This window comes from Vibrio rumoiensis 1S-45 (assembly GCF_000286955.2).
Classification (GTDB): Bacteria; Pseudomonadota; Gammaproteobacteria; order Enterobacterales; family Vibrionaceae; genus Vibrio; species Vibrio rumoiensis_A.
In genome coordinates this window covers 1-18,624 of sequence record NZ_AJYK02000107.1, presented here as the reverse complement: position 1 = coordinate 18,624, position 18,624 = coordinate 1, and the positions used below count along the sequence as shown (strand labels likewise).

15 protein-coding genes and 1 pseudogene are annotated in these 18,624 nt (G+C 40.4%); 8 read left to right on the top strand and 8 right to left on the bottom strand.

The features are described 5' to 3' along the window. Positions 1–12: 12 nt before the first annotated feature. Entirely contained in the window at positions 13–300 is a 288-nt protein-coding gene (locus A1QC_RS14550; RefSeq protein WP_017026703.1) for a co-chaperone GroES, read from the bottom strand. Positions 301–695: 395 nt separating this feature from the next. Between A1QC_RS14550 and A1QC_RS14545 the strand changes: the two are divergent. Next, positions 696–2,028 (top strand): annotated as a pseudogene (locus A1QC_RS14545) (MATE family efflux transporter). A 30-nt stretch (positions 2,029–2,058) separates the two neighbouring features. On the opposite strand, the gene cysE reads toward A1QC_RS14545, so the two are convergent. The 4 genes from cysE to A1QC_RS14525 form a co-directional block, all read right to left on the bottom strand. Further along, positions 2,059–2,880: a serine O-acetyltransferase gene (cysE, locus tag A1QC_RS14540; protein ID WP_017026700.1), complete on the bottom strand. Its 822-nt coding sequence runs from the start codon at positions 2,878–2,880 to the stop codon at positions 2,059–2,061. Positions 2,881–3,024: 144 nt separating this feature from the next. Beyond that, positions 3,025–4,047 carry an NAD(P)H-dependent glycerol-3-phosphate dehydrogenase gene (gene gpsA, locus A1QC_RS14535; protein ID WP_017026699.1) on the bottom strand — a complete coding sequence of 341 codons (1,023 nt, stop codon included), beginning with the start codon at positions 4,045–4,047 and terminating at the stop codon, positions 3,025–3,027. A 189-nt stretch (positions 4,048–4,236) separates the two neighbouring features. After that, positions 4,237–4,698, bottom strand: coding sequence for a protein-export chaperone SecB (secB, locus tag A1QC_RS14530; RefSeq protein WP_017026698.1), 462 nt, complete (start codon positions 4,696–4,698; stop codon positions 4,237–4,239). A gap of 78 nt (positions 4,699–4,776) precedes the next feature. Beyond that, positions 4,777–5,232, bottom strand: a complete 456-nt coding sequence (locus A1QC_RS14525; protein ID WP_017026697.1) for a rhodanese-like domain-containing protein — start codon at positions 5,230–5,232, stop codon at positions 4,777–4,779. A 506-nt stretch (positions 5,233–5,738) separates the two neighbouring features. Between A1QC_RS14525 and gpmM the strand changes: the two genes are divergently transcribed. The 4 genes from gpmM (at position 5,739) to A1QC_RS14510 (ending at position 10,825) form a co-directional block, all read left to right on the top strand. Next, on the top strand, positions 5,739–7,283 hold the full coding sequence (gene gpmM, locus A1QC_RS14520) for a 2,3-bisphosphoglycerate-independent phosphoglycerate mutase (protein WP_017026696.1): 1,545 nt from the start codon (positions 5,739–5,741) through the stop codon (positions 7,281–7,283). A 109-nt stretch (positions 7,284–7,392) separates the two neighbouring features. Continuing rightward, positions 7,393–7,734, top strand: a complete 342-nt coding sequence (locus A1QC_RS15730; protein ID WP_241796615.1) for a hypothetical protein — start codon at positions 7,393–7,395, stop codon at positions 7,732–7,734. Between the two features lie 98 nt (positions 7,735–7,832). Beyond that, positions 7,833–8,582 (top strand): murein hydrolase activator EnvC family protein, encoded by a 750-nt coding sequence (locus tag A1QC_RS15725; RefSeq protein WP_241796613.1) that lies wholly within the window; start codon positions 7,833–7,835, stop codon positions 8,580–8,582. A gap of 173 nt (positions 8,583–8,755) precedes the next feature. Beyond that, a complete protein-coding gene (locus A1QC_RS14510; RefSeq protein WP_017026695.1) occupies positions 8,756–10,825 on the top strand; it encodes a sensor domain-containing diguanylate cyclase in 2,070 nt (689 codons plus the stop codon). A gap of 87 nt (positions 10,826–10,912) precedes the next feature. Here the strand turns inward: A1QC_RS14510 and A1QC_RS14505 are convergent, their stop codons facing one another. Together A1QC_RS14505 and A1QC_RS14500 are read right to left on the bottom strand one after the other, a co-directional pair. Next, complete coding sequence (locus A1QC_RS14505; RefSeq protein WP_017026694.1) at positions 10,913–11,875, bottom strand: hypothetical protein; 963 nt, start codon at positions 11,873–11,875, stop codon at positions 10,913–10,915. Positions 11,876–11,921: 46 nt separating this feature from the next. Continuing rightward, positions 11,922–13,088 (bottom strand): nucleotide sugar dehydrogenase, encoded by a 1,167-nt coding sequence (locus A1QC_RS14500; protein WP_017026693.1) that lies wholly within the window; start codon positions 13,086–13,088, stop codon positions 11,922–11,924. 778 nt (positions 13,089–13,866) lie between these two features. Between A1QC_RS14500 and A1QC_RS14495 the strand changes: the two genes are divergently transcribed. The 3 genes from A1QC_RS14495 (at position 13,867) to A1QC_RS14485 (ending at position 17,998) form a co-directional block, all read left to right on the top strand. Then, positions 13,867–15,078 (top strand): polysaccharide export protein, encoded by a 1,212-nt coding sequence (locus A1QC_RS14495; RefSeq protein WP_017026692.1) that lies wholly within the window; start codon positions 13,867–13,869, stop codon positions 15,076–15,078. A gap of 197 nt (positions 15,079–15,275) precedes the next feature. Beyond that, positions 15,276–15,716, top strand: coding sequence for a hypothetical protein (locus tag A1QC_RS14490; protein ID WP_017026691.1), 441 nt, complete (start codon positions 15,276–15,278; stop codon positions 15,714–15,716). Positions 15,717–15,820: 104 nt separating this feature from the next. After that, the gene (locus A1QC_RS14485; RefSeq protein ID WP_017026690.1) at positions 15,821–17,998 is read left to right on the top strand and encodes a polysaccharide biosynthesis tyrosine autokinase; all 2,178 of its coding nucleotides are present in this window, start codon (positions 15,821–15,823) and stop codon (positions 17,996–17,998) included. Between the two features lie 120 nt (positions 17,999–18,118). Here A1QC_RS14485 and A1QC_RS14480 read toward each other — a convergent pair whose 3' ends face one another. Continuing rightward, complete coding sequence (locus A1QC_RS14480; protein ID WP_017026689.1) at positions 18,119–18,406, bottom strand: GIY-YIG nuclease family protein; 288 nt, start codon at positions 18,404–18,406, stop codon at positions 18,119–18,121. Positions 18,407–18,624 lie beyond the last annotated feature (218 nt).

The window sequence follows — 18,624 nt, the reverse complement described above, 5'->3', positions numbered from 1 at the left end:
AAGCGAATGTGCTTACTCAACGATGGCTAAGATAGAGCTCTCAGACATGATCAATACTTCTTTACCATCGATTTTTTCAGACTTAGCATAGCCTTCTGCAAAGATCACATTATCACCCACTTTTACGTCAAGTGGCTGTACTGTGCCATTTTCTAAAATACGACCTTTGCCAACGGCTAAAATTTTGCCGCGTGTTGATTTCTCGGCAGCAGAACCAGTTAAAACGATGCCACCGGCAGACTTTGACTCAACTTCTTGGCGCTCAACGATAACTCGGTCGTGTAAAGGACGAATGTTCATCTGTTCATTTCTCCTGATAGATGTTCATAGAAAATTTTATGTGGGCCGAATCGTTCGGCTTGTTTAGATATGTTGGGGGGAAAGGTTGATAACCCAAGGGGGGAGTCGAAAAAAAATGTGATCGAAGTTTTATTTTTCGAGTTTAGTAAGTGAACACTTCACGGCTCACCATTCAAAAGTAAATACAAAACAGGCGTCATTCCTGAGTAGTTGTAGGCGATAACAGGAACCTTCCACAGCTACAAACAAAGCAGATACTGAATAACTCGTTCCTATTTCTGCATGACGAGGATGAGTGCATCATTGTCAAACTCATAATGACCGTCACTTTTAGTCTCGGCTCTTTTCTCTTTTTCCTGTATCCTAACGTCTTCGTCACTAACGATAAAATCGCCATGCAAGACAAACACGGTCTACTTTCTTCTCCCATTCCTCACCTATTAAAAACCATGACTCTACCGATGGTTGTGGGGCTATTTGCGATCTTAACGTTTAATCTCGTCGATACGTTTTTCATCTCACTACTCGGTACTCACGCACTTGCTGCCATCAGCTTTACTTTCCCGGTCACTTTTGGTGTGAGTTGTATTACCTTGGGCATTGGAATGGGACTATCAGCTAATGTTGGGAGATTACTTGGTCAAGGTGACACTCAAAATGCTGCCCGTTTCTCGACTCATGGGTTATTACTAGCGGTCTTATTAGTTGCCTTAGCTTCTACTCTAGGGTTACTTCACTATCGAGCCGCTCTTTAGCTTGCTCGGTGCGACAGATGATCTACTGCCATTAATCAATCAATACATGCAAGTGTGGTATCTCACTATCCCACTTCTGGTTGTTCCCATGGCAGGTAATAGCGTGATCCGCTCAACTGGGGATACTAAAACCCCCGCCAAGATCATGATCACTGCTGGATTAATTAACGGTACATTAGACCCACTATTGATCTTCGGTTATGGACCTTTCCCTGAACTGGGCATTCAAGGCGCGGCGATCGCCAGTGCCGTAAGTTGGTTCGGTGCATTAGTGGCCGCGCTCTACATTCTTATAAGAAGGGAAAAGTTAGTAGCCCCACCAGCATTGAGTCGTATGTGGCAAGATTGGGCACAAATATTAAAAATTGGCACTCCTGCTGCTTTTTCTAGTGCGATGAATCCACTTTCAGGTGCTATTTTAATGATGATGCTCGCCAGTTTCGGCACCGAAGCCGTTGCAGCTTATGGCGCTGCGCAACGTGTGGAATCCATAATGATCATTGTTTTAATGTCATTAGGATCGGTACTTACCCCTTTTATCGCTCAAAATAATGGCGCTAACCAACCGGAACGCAGCTTTTCAGCATTATTTATTACCATGCGTTTCGCCGTAGTATTTCAATTGGGGTTATTTATTTTAATGGTGCCATTGAGCATGCCAATTGCCGCTTTATTTAGTCAAGAACAAAGCGTACAAGATACCTTATGGCATTTCTTATTAATTGTGCCGATTAGCTATGGCTTTCAAGGACTCGTGATGATGGTAGTCAGCTGCTTAAATGCGATGCACTTACCACTCAAAGCCTTTATGTGGAATTTCTCTCGCTTGTTTATTTTTACTCTGCCAAGTGCATGGGTAGGAAGTCAATTTTATGGCGTTGAAGGGCTTTTTATCGGGATTGCCGTTGGGAATGTCATCGGTGGCATCGCAGCGTATGGGTACGCATTGAAAATGAGAAGCGCAGCAACCTAGCCACGCAACACTCAATATATATGTCGCAATTTATATGCCAGCACCATCAATCAACTTATGACCATTACCATTAAAGCCTTGATCCATATCTTCAGACGGTTTACTGGTTTGAGGTCGACCGACTATTTTAGCGGGAACCCCAGCAACGGTAGTGTGAGGTGGGACAGCTTGAAGTACCACGGAACACGAACCAATCTTAGCCCCTTCACCGACTTCAATATTACCAAGGATCTTAGCACCCGCACCAATCATAACTCCTTCACGGATCTTAGGATGGCGATCACCACAATCTTTACCCGTACCACCTAATGTCACATCCTGAAGAATCGATACATCATTTTCAACAACCGCTGTTTCACCAATCACAATCCCAGTAGCATGGTCGAGCATAATACCTTGACCAATTTTAGCTGCTGGGTGGATATCGACTTGGCATGCCACAGAAATCTGATTTTGCAAGTAAGTAGCTAGAGCAAAGCGACCTTGCTTCCATAGCCAATTCGCAACGCGATACCCTTGCAGAGCATGATAGCCTTTAAGGTAAAGTAACGGTGTTGAATACATAGAGACCGCAGGATCACGATTCACAATCGCACAAATATCACACGCGGCACTGTCAGTAATAGATGGATCATCTTTAAATGCTTCTTCTACCACTTCACGCACAGCCATCGCCGGCATCGATGCCGTTTTGAGTTTATTGGCAAGTATGTAGCTCAATGAAGCGCCAAGACTATCGTGATTGATAATCGTCGAATGATAAAAGCTCGCCAACATTGGCTCTTGTTCTGATTGTTGTTTAGCTTCACTAACAATCGAGAGCCAAACTTTTTGTTTTTCGCAGTGTTTCATTTGAGTGTTCCTAGTTTCTGGTCCCTAGTCCCTAGAGGCAATAGCCGTAAGTGCTTTTTATATTTTAGGGTTCTGTCTAAATATTGATAAGCCGTCAATCAACCACAACCTGCCTAAAAGTTAGAGATAAGGAAGCCCTTTTTCTTATCCTTCCGACTTTTTCTGTCTAGCCAATAGATCTTGAGCGGCTTGACGGGCATCTTTTCCTTTATATAACACTTCATAAATCTGCTCTACAATAGGCATTTCAACGCCCATTCGGTTAGCAAGCACCCACACTTCCTTGGTATTACGATAACCTTCAACAACCTGACCAATTTCCAACTGTGCATTTTCCACGTCTTTTCCTTGGCCTAACGCCAAACCAAAACGACGGTTACGAGACTGGTTATCGGTACACGTTAGCACCAAATCACCTAAACCCGCCATGCCCATAAAGGTTTCAGGTTGAGCGCCAAGCGCGGCTCCTAAACGGCACATTTCCGCCAAACCACGCGTGATTAAAGCAGTGCGAGCATTTGCGCCAAAGCCAATACCATCAGACATTCCAGCGCCAATTGCAATTACGTTCTTCACTGCCCCACCTAATTGCATCCCAATAAAGTCGCTATTAGCATAAACTCGGAAGGTTTTACTGCAATGGATGGTCTCTTGTAAGTCATCGACAAATTGTTCATCAGGAGATGACACCGAAATAGCCGTTGGCATTCCAGCCGCTAATTCTTTAGCGAAGGTTGGCCCAGATAAAACAGCTAATGAAATATCAGTGCCTAAGACTTCTTCCGCTACGTCTTTCAATAAACGACCAGTTTCAGGTTCTAACCCTTTCGTTGCCCAGCAAATACGAGAATCATCACGTAAATGAGGCTTAACATTTTTTAATACCGTTCCAAATACATGACTTGGCACAACAACCAACAGATCACGAGCAGACGACACAGCTACTTCTAAATCAGATTCAATAATTAAAGATTCTGGGAAGTCGATACCCGGTAGAAATTCTTCATTAGAACGGTCATATTCTAAAGCTGACATGTGATCAGGGTTATGACCCCATAAGATAACCTTAGAACCATTACGCGCTAAAGCGATAGCAAGAGAGGTTCCGTAAGAGCCGGCACCAATGACCGTCATGACAACATCATTATGTATTGTAGAGTTTGGCATGGTTACAACCTAAGGATTGAGTGGAAAAGAATTGATATACCTAAAGAACTTGAAAAATCAGTCTTCACGTTATTTAGGTATAGCTTAAAGGCATAAGCCCTTTTTTGATAATAAAGATGATAAAAATAAGAACCTCGTACTCAAACGAGTTACGAGGCTCTCAATAAACTTAATACCATCTGTCAGCAATTACGCGTCTTGTGGTGCTTGTTCAGCTTGGCTTTGTAGGTAGTTCATGAACAATGCATCAAAGTTAACTGGTGCTAGGTTCAATTGAGGGAACGTACCTTTAATCACTAGGCTTGAAATCGTTTCACGTGCGTATGGGAAAAGGATGTTCGGGCAGAAAGCCCCTAAGCAATGTGCTAATTGACCTTGTTCCATGTTTTCAGCAGTGAAGATACCACCTTGTTGAATTTCACAAAGGAAAGCTGTTTCTTCTTCGTTCTTCACCGTTACGGTTAAACGAAGTACCACTTCGTAAACATTTTCACCAAGCTCACGGCTTTGTGTATCAAGATCTAACTTCACATCTGGATTCCAATCTTTTTGGAACATTTGTGGAGAGTTTGGCGCTTCAAAAGAAAGATCTTTTAAGAAGATACGTTGAATAGTGAAGTTTTGTTGTTCTTGAGGTGCTGCTTCAGCCATGAGGAATTGTCCTTATTAAATTTAATATAAAATTCTGATTCCTAGTACCTATCCACTCGTCAAGGTACAGGGTCTAAATTATTTCTTACCTTTTTTACTTACTGATTTTTCAGAAACCAAAGGTAAATTCTTGTCATTCCAAGCAGTCATACCATTTTTCAATATGCTCACTTTTTCAAAGCCGGCTTTGCTTAATGCATTGGCATTTTCATGTACCGTTTGACCGGTCTTACATACCACAATGATTGGGGTGGTTTTGTATTTTTCAATAGTCGCAATTGAGCCAGATTTAATTTCTGTTGGCAAAATGTGAACTGCGCCAGAAATATGACCACGCTTATATTCATCTTTTGTACGAATATCAATCACCACACCATCTTCACGGTTGATCTGTTGGGTTAATTCACTTACACCAATGATTTTGTATTTTGCTGTAGATGACTTAAAAATGCTGCCTATTAACGCGGCGAACACACCAACCCACACCAACACCAGAATCATATTATTTTGAAAAAACTCAGTATACTCTTGCATGCCTACACTCTTAAATGCATTGACTGGGATCATCCACAGCCGAAATTGGAAAGGCAAGAGTATAACCGCCTAAACGATAAGTGGCGAGAGTAAAGGCGCAAAAGAGGATTTAGGTCTAGTTATTTGGGGATTTAGGTCGGTGGATAACAATAAGATACCAACACGACGATGGGTTTATATTTCCGACATGACGGTAGTTGGGTATTTTCAGCGTGACAGTGCTGGCCCGTCATTCCAGCCGAGCCTAAGCGAGAGCGGGAATCTAAGAGATTTACGCTCAAACAATGATTACATCGCTTTCTTCTATTAATCCCATCAATGAATTCGATTTTCATCTCGATTAATAATTAGGCATAATGCACATCATCAAATGAAAATTTGCACCAGATTAATGTGACACCAAGGTGGAGAGGTAAGTTAAATTGATCTTACCCTACAGTTTAAAGTGAAATATGTAGTAAAATTACGCTAAATAAAATTCTTTGTATTTTAAACGAGGTTTGAACATGTCAAATAAGAAGCCAATGGCTCTAGTGATTCTTGATGGTTGGGGTTACCGCGAAGACAACAGCGACAACGCTATCGCAAATGCAAACACACCAGTTTTAGATGGTTTATTTGCTAACCAACCCAATACCCTTATTTCAGCTTCAGGCTTCGATGTAGGCTTGCCTGACGGGCAAATGGGTAACTCAGAAGTTGGCCACACCAACATTGGTGCCGGTCGCGTGGTATATCAGGACTTAACTCGTATTACTAAATCAATTGCCGATGATGAATTTAAAGACACACCAGCGCTAGCAAACGCGATTGATAAAGCCGTCGCTGCTGGTAAAGCCGTTCACATCATGGGTTTGATGTCTCCAGGTGGCGTTCATAGCCATGAAGATCATATTTATGCTGCGGTACAAATGGCCGCTGAGCGTGGCGCAAAAAAAGTGTATGTACATGGTTTCCTAGATGGCCGTGATACACCACCACGTAGTGCAAAAAATACCTTACAACGCTTCCAAGATCTATTCGCAGAATTGAGTCTAGAAGAAGGTCGTATCGCGTCTTTAATTGGCCGTTACTTTGCAATGGATCGTGATAATAACTGGGATCGTGTACAAAAATCTTACGACCTATTAACGCAAGCGAAAGCAGAGTTCACTGTCGATTCTGCAGTAGAAGGCTTAGAAGCGGCTTACGCTCGTGAAGAAAATGATGAATTTGTTCAAGCGACTGAAGTACGTGCTGAAGGCCAAGCAAGCGCTGCAATCGTCGATGGTGATGCGGTTATCTTCATGAACTACCGTGCTGACCGTGCGCGTGAAATTACGCGTACTTTCGTTCCGGATTTCGATGGTTTTGAACGTGAAGTATTCCCAAGCATTGATTTTGTAATGCTGACTCAATACGCAGCAGACATCCCACTGCTTTGTGCATTCCCACCAGCCTCTTTAGAAAACACTTACGGTGAGTGGTTATCTAAATGCGGTAAAACTCAGCTGCGAATTTCTGAAACGGAAAAATACGCACACGTAACTTTCTTCTTCAATGGCGGTAAAGAAAACGAGTTTGAAGGCGAAGAGCGTCAATTGGTTGCTTCGCCAAAAGTGGCAACGTACGATCTTCAACCAGAGATGAGCGCACCAGAACTGACTGACAAATTAGTTGCTGCTATCAAATCTGGCAAGTTTGATACCATCATCTGTAACTACCCAAATGGCGACATGGTTGGTCACACGGGTGTTTATGACGCTGCCGTTAAAGCCTGTGAAGCCGTTGATGAATGTATTGGCCGTGTCGTAGAAGCAATTAAAGAAGTCGATGGTCAAATGCTGATCACAGCCGATCACGGTAATGCTGAAATGATGATCGATCCTGAAACAGGTGGCGTTCATACTGCACATACTAGCCTACCTGTCCCACTGATTTATGTGGGTAACAAAGCGCTGGAATTCAAAGCAGGTGGTAAGCTTTCTGATCTTGCTCCAACCATGCTTGAGCTAACAGGAATGGAAATCCCTGCAGAGATGTCTGGTCAGGTTATTGTCAATCTGAAATAATCCCCTTATAGGGCACGGTGATTCAAGCTATCATAGCAATATCACCTGCCCGATTTACGAATGATCGTGGTGGTCATTCGTTCTTGTATAAAAGGGAAAACTTCAAAACATGACACTGTCTAAGCCTCAGGCTAAACATACTCACAACGCCATCACAGGCTCATTACAACCCAGCACCGTTGTAAAACAAGCATGTGCTGGCGTTTTTCTATGTTTCTCTCTCACCCTTGTTTTGTTTCCTATCAATGGGTATGCCGCCTCTAAAGAGGATTTAAAAGGCGTTTCTGCTGAGATTTCTCGTCAAAAGTCCTCAATCAGTGGGCAACAGAAGAAACTCAATGAATTACAAAGTGAACTGAAAAATCACGAAGTCAGCATCTCAAAGTTAGGGCAAGAGATTAACCATACCGAACAAGAGCTGCGTAAAGTTCAAGGCAATCTAATCAACTAAAAAACCAGAAAAAAGAATTAGAAGCCACTAAAAAGCAACAAACCCAAACCCTCGAAAAACTCATCAAAGCCTATTACATCACCAGTAAAAGCAACGCAATGCCAGCACTCATTCAAGGTGGTGATGCAGAAAGAATGGACCGTATCAGTCAATACTTTCAACATTTAGCCAAATCACGAACTGAAGCCATTGAAGCCCTTGCACTAACTCAATCTCAATTAGATGAAAAAGAAAGGCAATTATCAGAAGAAGAAACCCGCCAATCAACGCTTTTGGCTCAACAAAAAAGCAAACGAGATGACTTACAAAAAAATCAAAGTCAGCGTAAAGGCACTCTTACCAAAATTCGTAGCAATATCCGTAGTAATGAAAGCGCTTTAGCCGAACTTCGACGCAACGAAGCACGTTTAAAAGCAGAAATCGCTAAAGCGGCCAAACGTAATGTTTCCCCAATGAACGGCCTTGCAGCTTATCGCGGAAAACTCCCTTGGCCAATCAGCGGGCAAGTACTGCATAACTTCGGCTCGTCACAAAGTGGTCAAGTAACTTGGAAAGGCATCGTCATTAACGCTCGCCAAGGTGAAGCAGTAAAAGCTGTTCATTCCGGTAAAGTCGTCTTTGCTGAATGGCTACGTGGTTATGGGCTAGTGATTCTATTGGATCATGGTAAAGGAGACATGACCTTATATGGTTATAACCAAACCTTGCTGAAAAAAGATGGGGATATTGTAGGCGCTGGAGAAACTATTGCACTGGCAGGTAATACTGGTGGCCAATCTAGGCCTTCTTTATACTTTGAGATCCGCCGAAATAGTCAAGCGCAAAATCCTAAAAGTTGGCTGAAATAAATATTTAACCATATGAAAAATAAAAGCTAAGTGACTATCTCTTAGCTTTTTTTGATTAAATAAGTATTTATAACAATAACCTTAATAATTAAGATGTTTTAATTTCAATATCATATAACTATAATCAATGTAAATACCACAAAGAAACTCATAACCTAGGAAAATGTCTCTTCATGACTCAATTTGATCACGATCCCGCTCTAGAAGAGGACGTACTCCATGATAAAAGTTTATTAAAAAATGTCATGATACGTTTCATGATCACTCTTAGTATTTTTACACTTATATTTGCGGCTTTAGGCTTCTACTGGTATCAAGAATATACAAAAAACTTAGAAGAAAAGTTACTGTCACAGGAAGAAGCTTTCATCGCAACTACAACACACTCTCTTCAAAAAGAGATGCAAGTACAATTGATTGTATTGAACATGGTCTCAAAATCTAAAGTCGTCACGGGATATTTTGAAAACAATATTAATCCAGCAGACAAAGCAAGTTTAGTTGAGCTATTTAGAAACCTCACCAATGCTTTTGAACATTACGGCCAGATCCGTTTATTCGATCTCAATGGTGAGGAGCTTATTCGTGTTAACTATAACGACGGCACACCAATTCAAGTACCTAATTCTCAATTACAAAATAAATATAATCGCTACTATTTTCAGCAAGCATTATCATTAGCACCAGGAGAAACATACGTTTCTAAAATGGATTTGAATGTTGAAAATGAAAAAATTGAAATTCCTTATAAGCCAACATTACGCTTCGCTACACAAATTTTAGATAATAATGGTCAGCCCATTGGTATCGTAATGATTAATTACTTAGCAAATGAATTATTAGAAAACTTTCGCCATCAAATTAAACTGCGCATCAATGGACAAGGCATGCTTATTGATGAACAAGGTTATTGGTTGAGTAATCATGATAGAAGCAATGAGTGGGGAGTGAGCTTAGGGAAACCAAAAAATAATTTTGAACAACGTTACCCACTAGCTTGGCCAACCATCAAAAAAAGTAATAGTGGCACCCTAAAAACCGAGAAAGGATTATTTCGCTATCAATCCATTACACCATTGGACTTTAGTGCAATAAATAGCCCTAAACATACAACACACAGTAAAGTTAACTTCCCAGTATCAGAAGAATCGACTCATAACACCAATTGGAAGTTGGTGATATTTCTGCCAAATGAAACCATTCAAGAATCTTCATTATTTTATAAACCCTCTAGCCACATAATCATCGTGCTACTATATGTGTCCATTGCCTTTATTATGTTAATGCTTATAAGTAATTCAGAACAAAAAAAAGCACGTCGTACACATCACAAACGAATCAGCTCAGAGCTAAAAGACTTATATGAAAATGCACCTTGTGGTTACCATAGTTTGGATGCTCAGGGGATCGTAACCCGTATTAACCAAACTGAACTTAACTGGTTAGGTTATGAAAGAGATGAAGTGATTGGTCGATCTTTTTCCAACTTTATTACTCCAGCAAGCCAAGAAACCTTCAAAGCATTTTTAGACCATTTACCGAATGAACAAGAAATTGATGGTGTCATTTTAGAAGTGCAAACCAAACAAGGTAACACCTTCTTTGTTTCCACCTCTGCCGTTGCCTTATTTAATGAAGGCAACTTTGCTATTGCTAGAACATCAGCTTTCGATATTACCGACAGAATAGAGCTAGAAAAACGTTTGGAGTACATCGCCCATACCGATGTATTAACAGGTATAAGCAACCGCCGACACTTCTTTGAACAAGTAACGCCAGTATTTATCGACCATCAAAAGAGTCAAAAACCACTTTCGTTATTGATGATCGATGTTGATCACTTTAAGCAAGTAAATGATGTTTATGGCCATGATGCTGGTGATATTGTACTTCAACAGTTAAGTGAAATCGTAAAACACAACATTACCAATTCTGACTTATTAGCCCGTTTAGGCGGAGAGGAGTTTGTTGTCGTGATGCAGAATACTCAAGATAAAGGGTATGCTTTAGCGGAACATATTCGAAAAACAGTTTCGGCGACCAGTATTCAGATTTCAGATAGTACACAATTAAATATTACTCTCTCAATCGGTGTGTCCGTGAATCAACCACAATGTACTGATATTGACGATATGATCAAACAAGCGGATATCGCATTATATAAAGCGAAAACCAAAGGGCGCAATAGAGTGGTATTGTTCAATAAAGAAGAGATGCAAAAGGAATGTGATGACGATATATAATCGTTAGAAAAAGAAATTAGGATCAAAAAAGAGGAATTCATCATTCCTCTTTTTCTATTTTCCGTTTAATTATTTAATCGATAAGTATCAACGATATCTCAACGTCAAAGCTTGAATCAATTTATCTCGTTGCTCAATAGGTAACTGATTAATCCCAGCGGCGGCTCTTCGCCCTCCACCTGTTGAAAATTGATTACACACCTCATCCGCGCCTTCACGCCTATTTAATGGCGCTCGAACACTAACCGTATAATCCAAGTGGTTTTTATTTAAAGTTAATACCGCAAAGGCTTTATCAGGATTGTCATTAGCCAGTTGATTACCAAAGACACCACTGATCCGCCTTGCCCATGCAGCATTTGGCAATACATAGACTTCACACGTTGTCGTATTTAATAATGGCGTCAGCTCACTTAAATGCGCACTGTCTTGGGCATAGCCTGTCTGAAGTTGGTAAAAAACCGAGGCTTTATCCTCTAATAATTCAAACGGATCGGGGTATTGCAATAAAGTCTGAAATAACCTTGTAGGTGTAAAGTGCAAATCATCAATACTGGCCCCATAACCGTTATAATTCAACAAGGTGCCTAGCTCTTTTAAGGCCTCGATTTGTTTAGGTAACAATTGAGATTGCTCAGACAAAGCCAACGCACGCTTGCTCATGTTATCGCCAAAAGCCCCGGCAATAGCCCAAGTTTGAAACCGACCTTTTAACCGTTGATTGATCAACAAACTGGTACAGGTTTCTGCATCTAAATTAATCAAGGTTTCAAGGAAAGGAGAAGCTGGAACCTCACCACTTTGGTGATGATCGCAATAAAAAACAGGGACCGAACGGTCAAGTAATTGCATTAAAGCATTCGCGTTTTTCTGCAACGATATATCCAATACCGTGACAGAAGACACATTATCTGCCTGCGCCACTTGAGATAACAATTGAATGTCTCGCTTTACCCCAGTAACCAGTTGGCTTTGTTTAGGCTCGGCTAAACGCAGTTGGAGTAAAGCGATGATCCCATCAGCATCGCCATTGAATACATCGTAATGCATATAAATCCTTTTTAACGCACTCTAAAGATCAAAAACTCTAGTTTAATTAATCACTTCCAAACAGATCGCGAGTGTAAACTTTATCAGCAACATCGGCCAACTCTTCAACCATACGGTTTGACACGATCACATCCGACACCTGCTTAAACTCATTAAAATCACGGATCACGCGAGAACGGAAAAACTCATCCTCTTTTAATACCGGCTCAAACACCACCACTTCAATGCCTTTCGCTTTTAAACGTTTCATGATGCCTTGTATGCTAGACGCGCGGAAATTATCCGAACCCGCTTTCATGATCAAACGATAAACCCCAACGATTTTCGGGTTGCGCTTAATAATTGAATCGGCTACAAAGTCTTTACGTGTACGGTTAGCATCGACAATTGCACCAATAATATTATTTGGTACAGAATCATAGTTTGCTAATAACTGCTTAGTATCTTTCGGCAAACAATAACCACCATAACCAAACGATGGGTTGTTGTAATGGTTACCGATGCGAGGATCGAGCCCTACGCCTTCAATGATCTGGCGAGCATTCAGGCCATTTGCTTCTGCGTACGAATCAAGCTCATTAAAGTACGCCACACGTAAGGCTAAAAAAGTATTAGAAAACAACTTAACCGCTTCCGCTTCAGTAGAATCAGTAAACAGTACGTCAATATCTTGTTTTACAGCACCTTCAGCAAGCAAGCCTGCAAATATTTTGGCTCGCTCAGATTGCTCACCAACAATAATGCGAGATGGATGCAAGTTATCAAACAATGCACGCCCTTCACGTAAGAACTCTGGTGAAAACAAAATATTGTCACACTCCATCTCTTGCTTGATATTCGCGGTATACCCTACAGGCACTGTTGATTTAATCACCATCACCGCATCTGGGTTAATCGACATCACATCACGAATCACCGCTTCAACCGAAGACGTATTAAAGTAATTCGTTTGTGGATCGTAATCGGTAGGTGTAGCAATCACCACAAATTTAGCGTCTTTATACGCGGCTTCTTTATCCAAGGTTGCAGTTAAATTCAATGTCTTTTCAGATAAAAACTGCTCAATTTCGACATCAGAAATTGGTGACTGCTTACGGTTAATCATCTCCACTTTTTCAGAAATGATATCCACTGCCACTACTTCGTGGTGTTGAGACAGTAAAACGGCATTAGAAAGGCCAACATAGCCAGTACCCGCAATTGCAATTTTCATAACACGTACTCGATAAAATCAAATTGAAGTTAAGACTATTGTAAAGCATGGAATACTCAATACCACAAGAAAACCGCTAAAGTAGCCATAACATTAATAATGTTGATTTAGTCTGAACATTATTCTCACCAATAAGTTTTGTATTATCACATTTAATATCCACCAAAACCTAATAGCTTGAGAATTTAAAAATGTAATGAAAAAATGCCAATACCCAAAGTACCAGAAGCTACCATGAAAGCACCAAGGAAACTCCCTACAACCTTAAATTTACAAAACCCTGAAAGTAGGCAAACATAGCCCAAAAACCGACTACGACAAGAAAAAACGCATATTCATCAATAAAATAATTTTATAATCACATAACCTTGAACTTTATTTATTTTATATAGCGACATTCTCAAAACTGACTAAATTAATGAGCTTAATTATTTATTTATCACAAGAAATAAAGTACCATCATCGACGAAATTTATTATAAATTTAGCCTACGATGTACACTTTATTGGCCGCTTTCGTTTCCGTAGCCTAAATTTAATAATTTTTTACAAATGCGTATGTTTTTCATCAGCATCTATTGGTCATTATAGCTAATAGATATACCCAATAGCCGTTGAAATTACAGTAAGATGGCAGGTAAATCCTATATCGTTATCTTAGCTCTGCTAAGTAATAGGTATTATTGAAAAGCCAACAAAGCTGAAAAGTTCAAGCTTAAGAAGGGTATACGTTTTTCCACTTGTCATACATTATGACTCTGACAAAAATGACGGTTTAAATGGAACTTAAAACAAAAGCAATGGCAGCACTATTGGCAAGTACCCTACTTGCAGGTTGTACTATCCCCGGTTCACACATCAGCTTAGATGGCAAAAACGTGATTCAACCTGAATCCAATTCCAATGATGATAACCAGTCTAATGATGATATATCAAACCGAGTCAATGTTTATCCTCTAACGCCAAATACTGTCAACCAGTTCAAGCCAGAACAAGTTACCTCACGTAGCAATCCAGCTCTTGATACTGAAGTGTCAAAATACCAATACTATATTGGCCCTGGTGACATTTTAAATATTACTATTTGGGATCACCCTGAATTAACCATTCCGGCAGGTTCATACCGTAGTTCAAGTGAATCAGGTAACTGGGTACATTCAGATGGCAGTATTTTCTACCCCTACATTGGCACGGTTCACGTTTCAGGTAAAACCGTGACAGAAATTCGTGATGAAATTTCCAAACGCTTAGCCAAATATATCGAAAGCCCTCAAGTAGATGTTAACGTTGCCGCTTTCCGCGCTCAAAAAGCTTACGTAACCGGTGAAATTAATAAGCCCGGACAACAAGCGATCACCAATGTCCCTCTAACCATTTTAGATGCCATTAACCGAGCTGGCGGTTTAGCCCAAGATGCTGATTGGCGTAACATAACCCTTACTCGTAATGGACAAGAAGAAAGCATTTCTTTGTACGCCCTTATGCAACGTGGTGATCTAACACAAAACCGACTATTAAAAAGCGGAGACATTATTCATGTACCGCGCAATGACGGACAAAAAGTTTTTGTGATGGGCGAAGTACAAGAGCCAAAACTGCTCAAAATCGATCGTTCAGGAATGAGTTTAACCGAAGCGTTGAGTAGTGTTGGTGGGATCAATGAACTTGAAGCTGACGCGACAGGTGTGTTTGTTATACGAAGCATCAAACAAGATCCTCAGCTTGTTCAAACTACATCGTCGACAGATACGGCAAACTCAGAAACTGAGAAAAAAGAACTACCACCTATTGCCAATATTTATCAGTTAAATATAAAAGATGCGACCGCATTAGTGATTGGCACTGAATTCCAAATGCAACCTTATGATATTGTTTATGTTACTGCAGCGCCAATAGCTCGTTGGAACCGTGTGGTTAGACAATTACTTCCAACCATAACAGGGTTCAACAACCTATCTGAAGGTTTGAATTACTACATGGAATTAAAGTAAAGGTTACTTTATAAAATACAACTACGTCTCCATATCTGAATATTGAGTTTAGATAAAGACAATGTGAACGACACTCAAGTAAGCGGGTACATATCCAAATAGTTGAAGTTGCAGTGAGGCGACAAATAAGCGAAGCCCCATGAGTGCATGTAGCCAACAAAACTGCAACTTCAAAGAAGAAGGGGACAGAGATAAACATGTTCAACAAAATTTTAATCGTTTGTGTGGGTAATATCTGTCGCTCACCTACAGGAGAACGATTATTACAACAAATGGCACCCCATAAACAGGTATCATCCGCTGGCATTGCCACTAAACGAAGCCGTTTAACCGACAAACCTGCAGATGATATGGCCTACAGCGTTGCTGAATCTCATGGTCTTTCATTAGAAGGTCACAAAGCTCAGCAATTAACCAGCCAGTTGTGTCGAGATCATGATTTAATTTTAGTCATGGAAAAAGGTCATTTAGAAGCCGTCCATGAGATAGCCCCTGAAGCAAGAGGCAAAATTATGCTATTTGGCCAATGGATCGGACAAAAAGAAATCCCCGATCCTTACCGTCAAAGCAAAGAAGCTTTTGAGCATACTTTTGATTTAATCAAACAGTCATCAGAAGCTTGGGCAAAGAAGATATAATATAACCAAACGCCAACAGCAATAGTCTGAAGCCAATCGCAATGACATGGATAAGTTGACGCTGTTGAATATGAATTTAACGTTTATAACTGATTGGAATACGCATGAGTGTTAACCAGAACAACACGCAAAAATCACCATCAAGTAACAACGATGTGATTGATCTAGGGAAATTATTTGGCATCCTTTTGGATCACCGTTGGTTTATTATTCTCACCACCTTTGTGTTTGCTGTTTTGGGTGTAAGTTATGCCCTTCTCGCTACCCCCATATATAAAGCAGATGCCTTAATTCAAGTTGAACAAAAAAATACAGGCATGCCAGCTCTAAACAGTGACATGGCAGATTTGTTCAGCTCTGAATCAGCCGCATCAACGGAAATCGAGATTTTAAAATCACGTATGGTTCTCGGTGAAACCGTTGACAAGCTGAACTTAACCACCGTTGCCAATGCTAATCATTTCCCTATTATAGGCAAAGGCCTTTCTCGTTTAATGGGCAATGCTCAACATATCGAAATTAGCCGATTTATTTTACCGGAAAAGAGCGAGCTAGAAGCCTATACCTTAACGGTTCTTAACCAAGAACAAGGTACTTTCTCACTGACAGACAGTGAAGATAACCTTATCCTAAACGGTAAAGTTGGTGAATTATCACAACAAGGTGGTTTTTTATTATTTGTTACTCAAATTCAAGCTAACGATGGCGATAGCTTTACTCTCGCTAAAGTTAGCCGTTTAGACGCGATTCAAAACCTTCAACAAAACCTATCCGTAAGTGAACGCGGTAAACAAACAGGTATTTTGCAATTATCGTTAACCGGTGAAAACCGAGATGACATTCAAGCAATGCTCAATAGCATTAGCCAAAACTACTTACTACAAAATGTTGAGCGTAATTCAGCAGAAGCCGAAAGTAGCTTAACCTTCTTGAGAAAGCATTTACCTGAAATCAAAACCCAGCTGACTATCGCAGAAGACAAACTCAACCGTTACCGTCAAAATAACGAATCGGTCGATTTAAATATGGAAGCGCAATCCACTCTAGATGTCATGGTAACGTTGGAATCACAATTAAATGAACTTACCTTTAAAGAAAGTGATATTTCACAACGCTTTACTAAACAGCATCCGGCTTACCAAGCCTTATTAGATAAAAGACAAACACTCTTATCTGAAAAAGCACGTTTGAATGGCCGTATTGAAAAGCTGCCAAAAACACAACGTGAAGTTTTACGTTTGACTCGTGATGTTCAAGTAACCCAAGAAATTTATATTCAACTGCTTAATAAAGTACAAGAACTCAACATAGTAAAAGCCAGTACTGTTGGTAACGTTCGTATTATTGATGGCGCGCAAAGCTATTCCCGAGCGGTTAAACCGAAGAAACCATTAATTGCAGTTTTAGCCACTTTGTTAGGTGGAATGCTATCAGTGGCCTTAATCTTATTGAAAACCGCAATGCACAAAGGTATTGAAAGCTCAGAACAAATTGAAGCAATTGGCTTGCCAGTTTACGCTTCTATTCCGTTATCTGAATATCAAAGCACGGTAAGTAAAAAGCATAAGACTCAAACTCAGACGATCCAACAAACACTATTAAGCATAGCGAACCCGGCAGATTTAGCAGTGGAAGCCATTCGAAGCCTACGTACCAGTTTGTACTTCGCCATGATGGAAGCTAAAAATAATGTATTGATGATTTCCGGGCCAAGCCCATCGATCGGTAAATCCTTTGTATCTGCCAACATGGGAGCGGTGATCGCCAAAGCGGGGCAAAATGTATTAGTAATCGATGCCGACATGCGAAAAGGTAAGATTGGGCGACAATTTTCAGTCAGTGAGAAGCCAGGGCTATCCGATTATCTAAGCGGACAAATGGACATGCAAAGTCTTATTACCAAGCTCGATGTCGAAAAACTAAGTTTTATGGCTCGCGGTGAAGTACCACCAAACCCATCGGAATTACTGTTACACCCTCGTTTTAAAACACTGCTGGACTGGGCTAGTGAGCATTACGACATCGTAATCGTCGATACCCCACCAATCCTTGCAGTGACCGATGCTGCGATTGTCGGCGCGCATGTGGGTACAACCTTAATTGTCGGTCGTTTTGAACAGAACTCAGTGAAAGAAGTCGAAATCACTAAACAACGCTTTGAGCAAAATGGTATTGAAGTAAAAGGCTTTATTCTTAATGCGGTCGAGAAAAAAGCTTCTAATGCTTACGGCGGCTACGGTTATTACCAGTATGAATACAAGCAAGATACAAAAGATTCTTAACGTTTTTTGATTCCATTTTCAATTACTACTAAACAGATCAGTATAGTCATCTGTTTAGTAGTAACCTTTCTCACTATCAGCATACTCATCTAGCCTAAACATGTAACTCATCACCTAGTTTTATAGTTCCTCAAACAAGTCTTCATAATTAGGATTCATTGACTCAATCAGGGTGTTTTTCCAGCCTCTTTTCCAACGCTTTAATTGCTTTTCTTTATAAATTGCGTCTTGCATCGTTTCATGTATCTCATAATAAACTAAGATATTCACGTCATATTTCTGAGTAAAACCATCTACTTGCTTCTTTTTATGCTGCCATACTCTTATCTTTAACTGACTGGTTACTCCAATATAGAGCACTTTTTTGTTCGGAGAAGAGAGAATGTAAACACAAGGCTGCTTGTCCATGAGTATTACCCTTATTTAAAATAAAAAATAATACTGAATTTTAGTGTGAACAATGTATTAAATTAGATACCGGATAACTCGTGCCTCGTTTCCGGCATGACGGGAGGGGGTGCCAGATCTATCGTGGACTGCAAGACACCACTTATTCCTGCGGGTAGCTCATTTTCCATCATTCCCGAAAGCCGCCAACTCCAACGTCATTCCTGAGGAGCCCCACT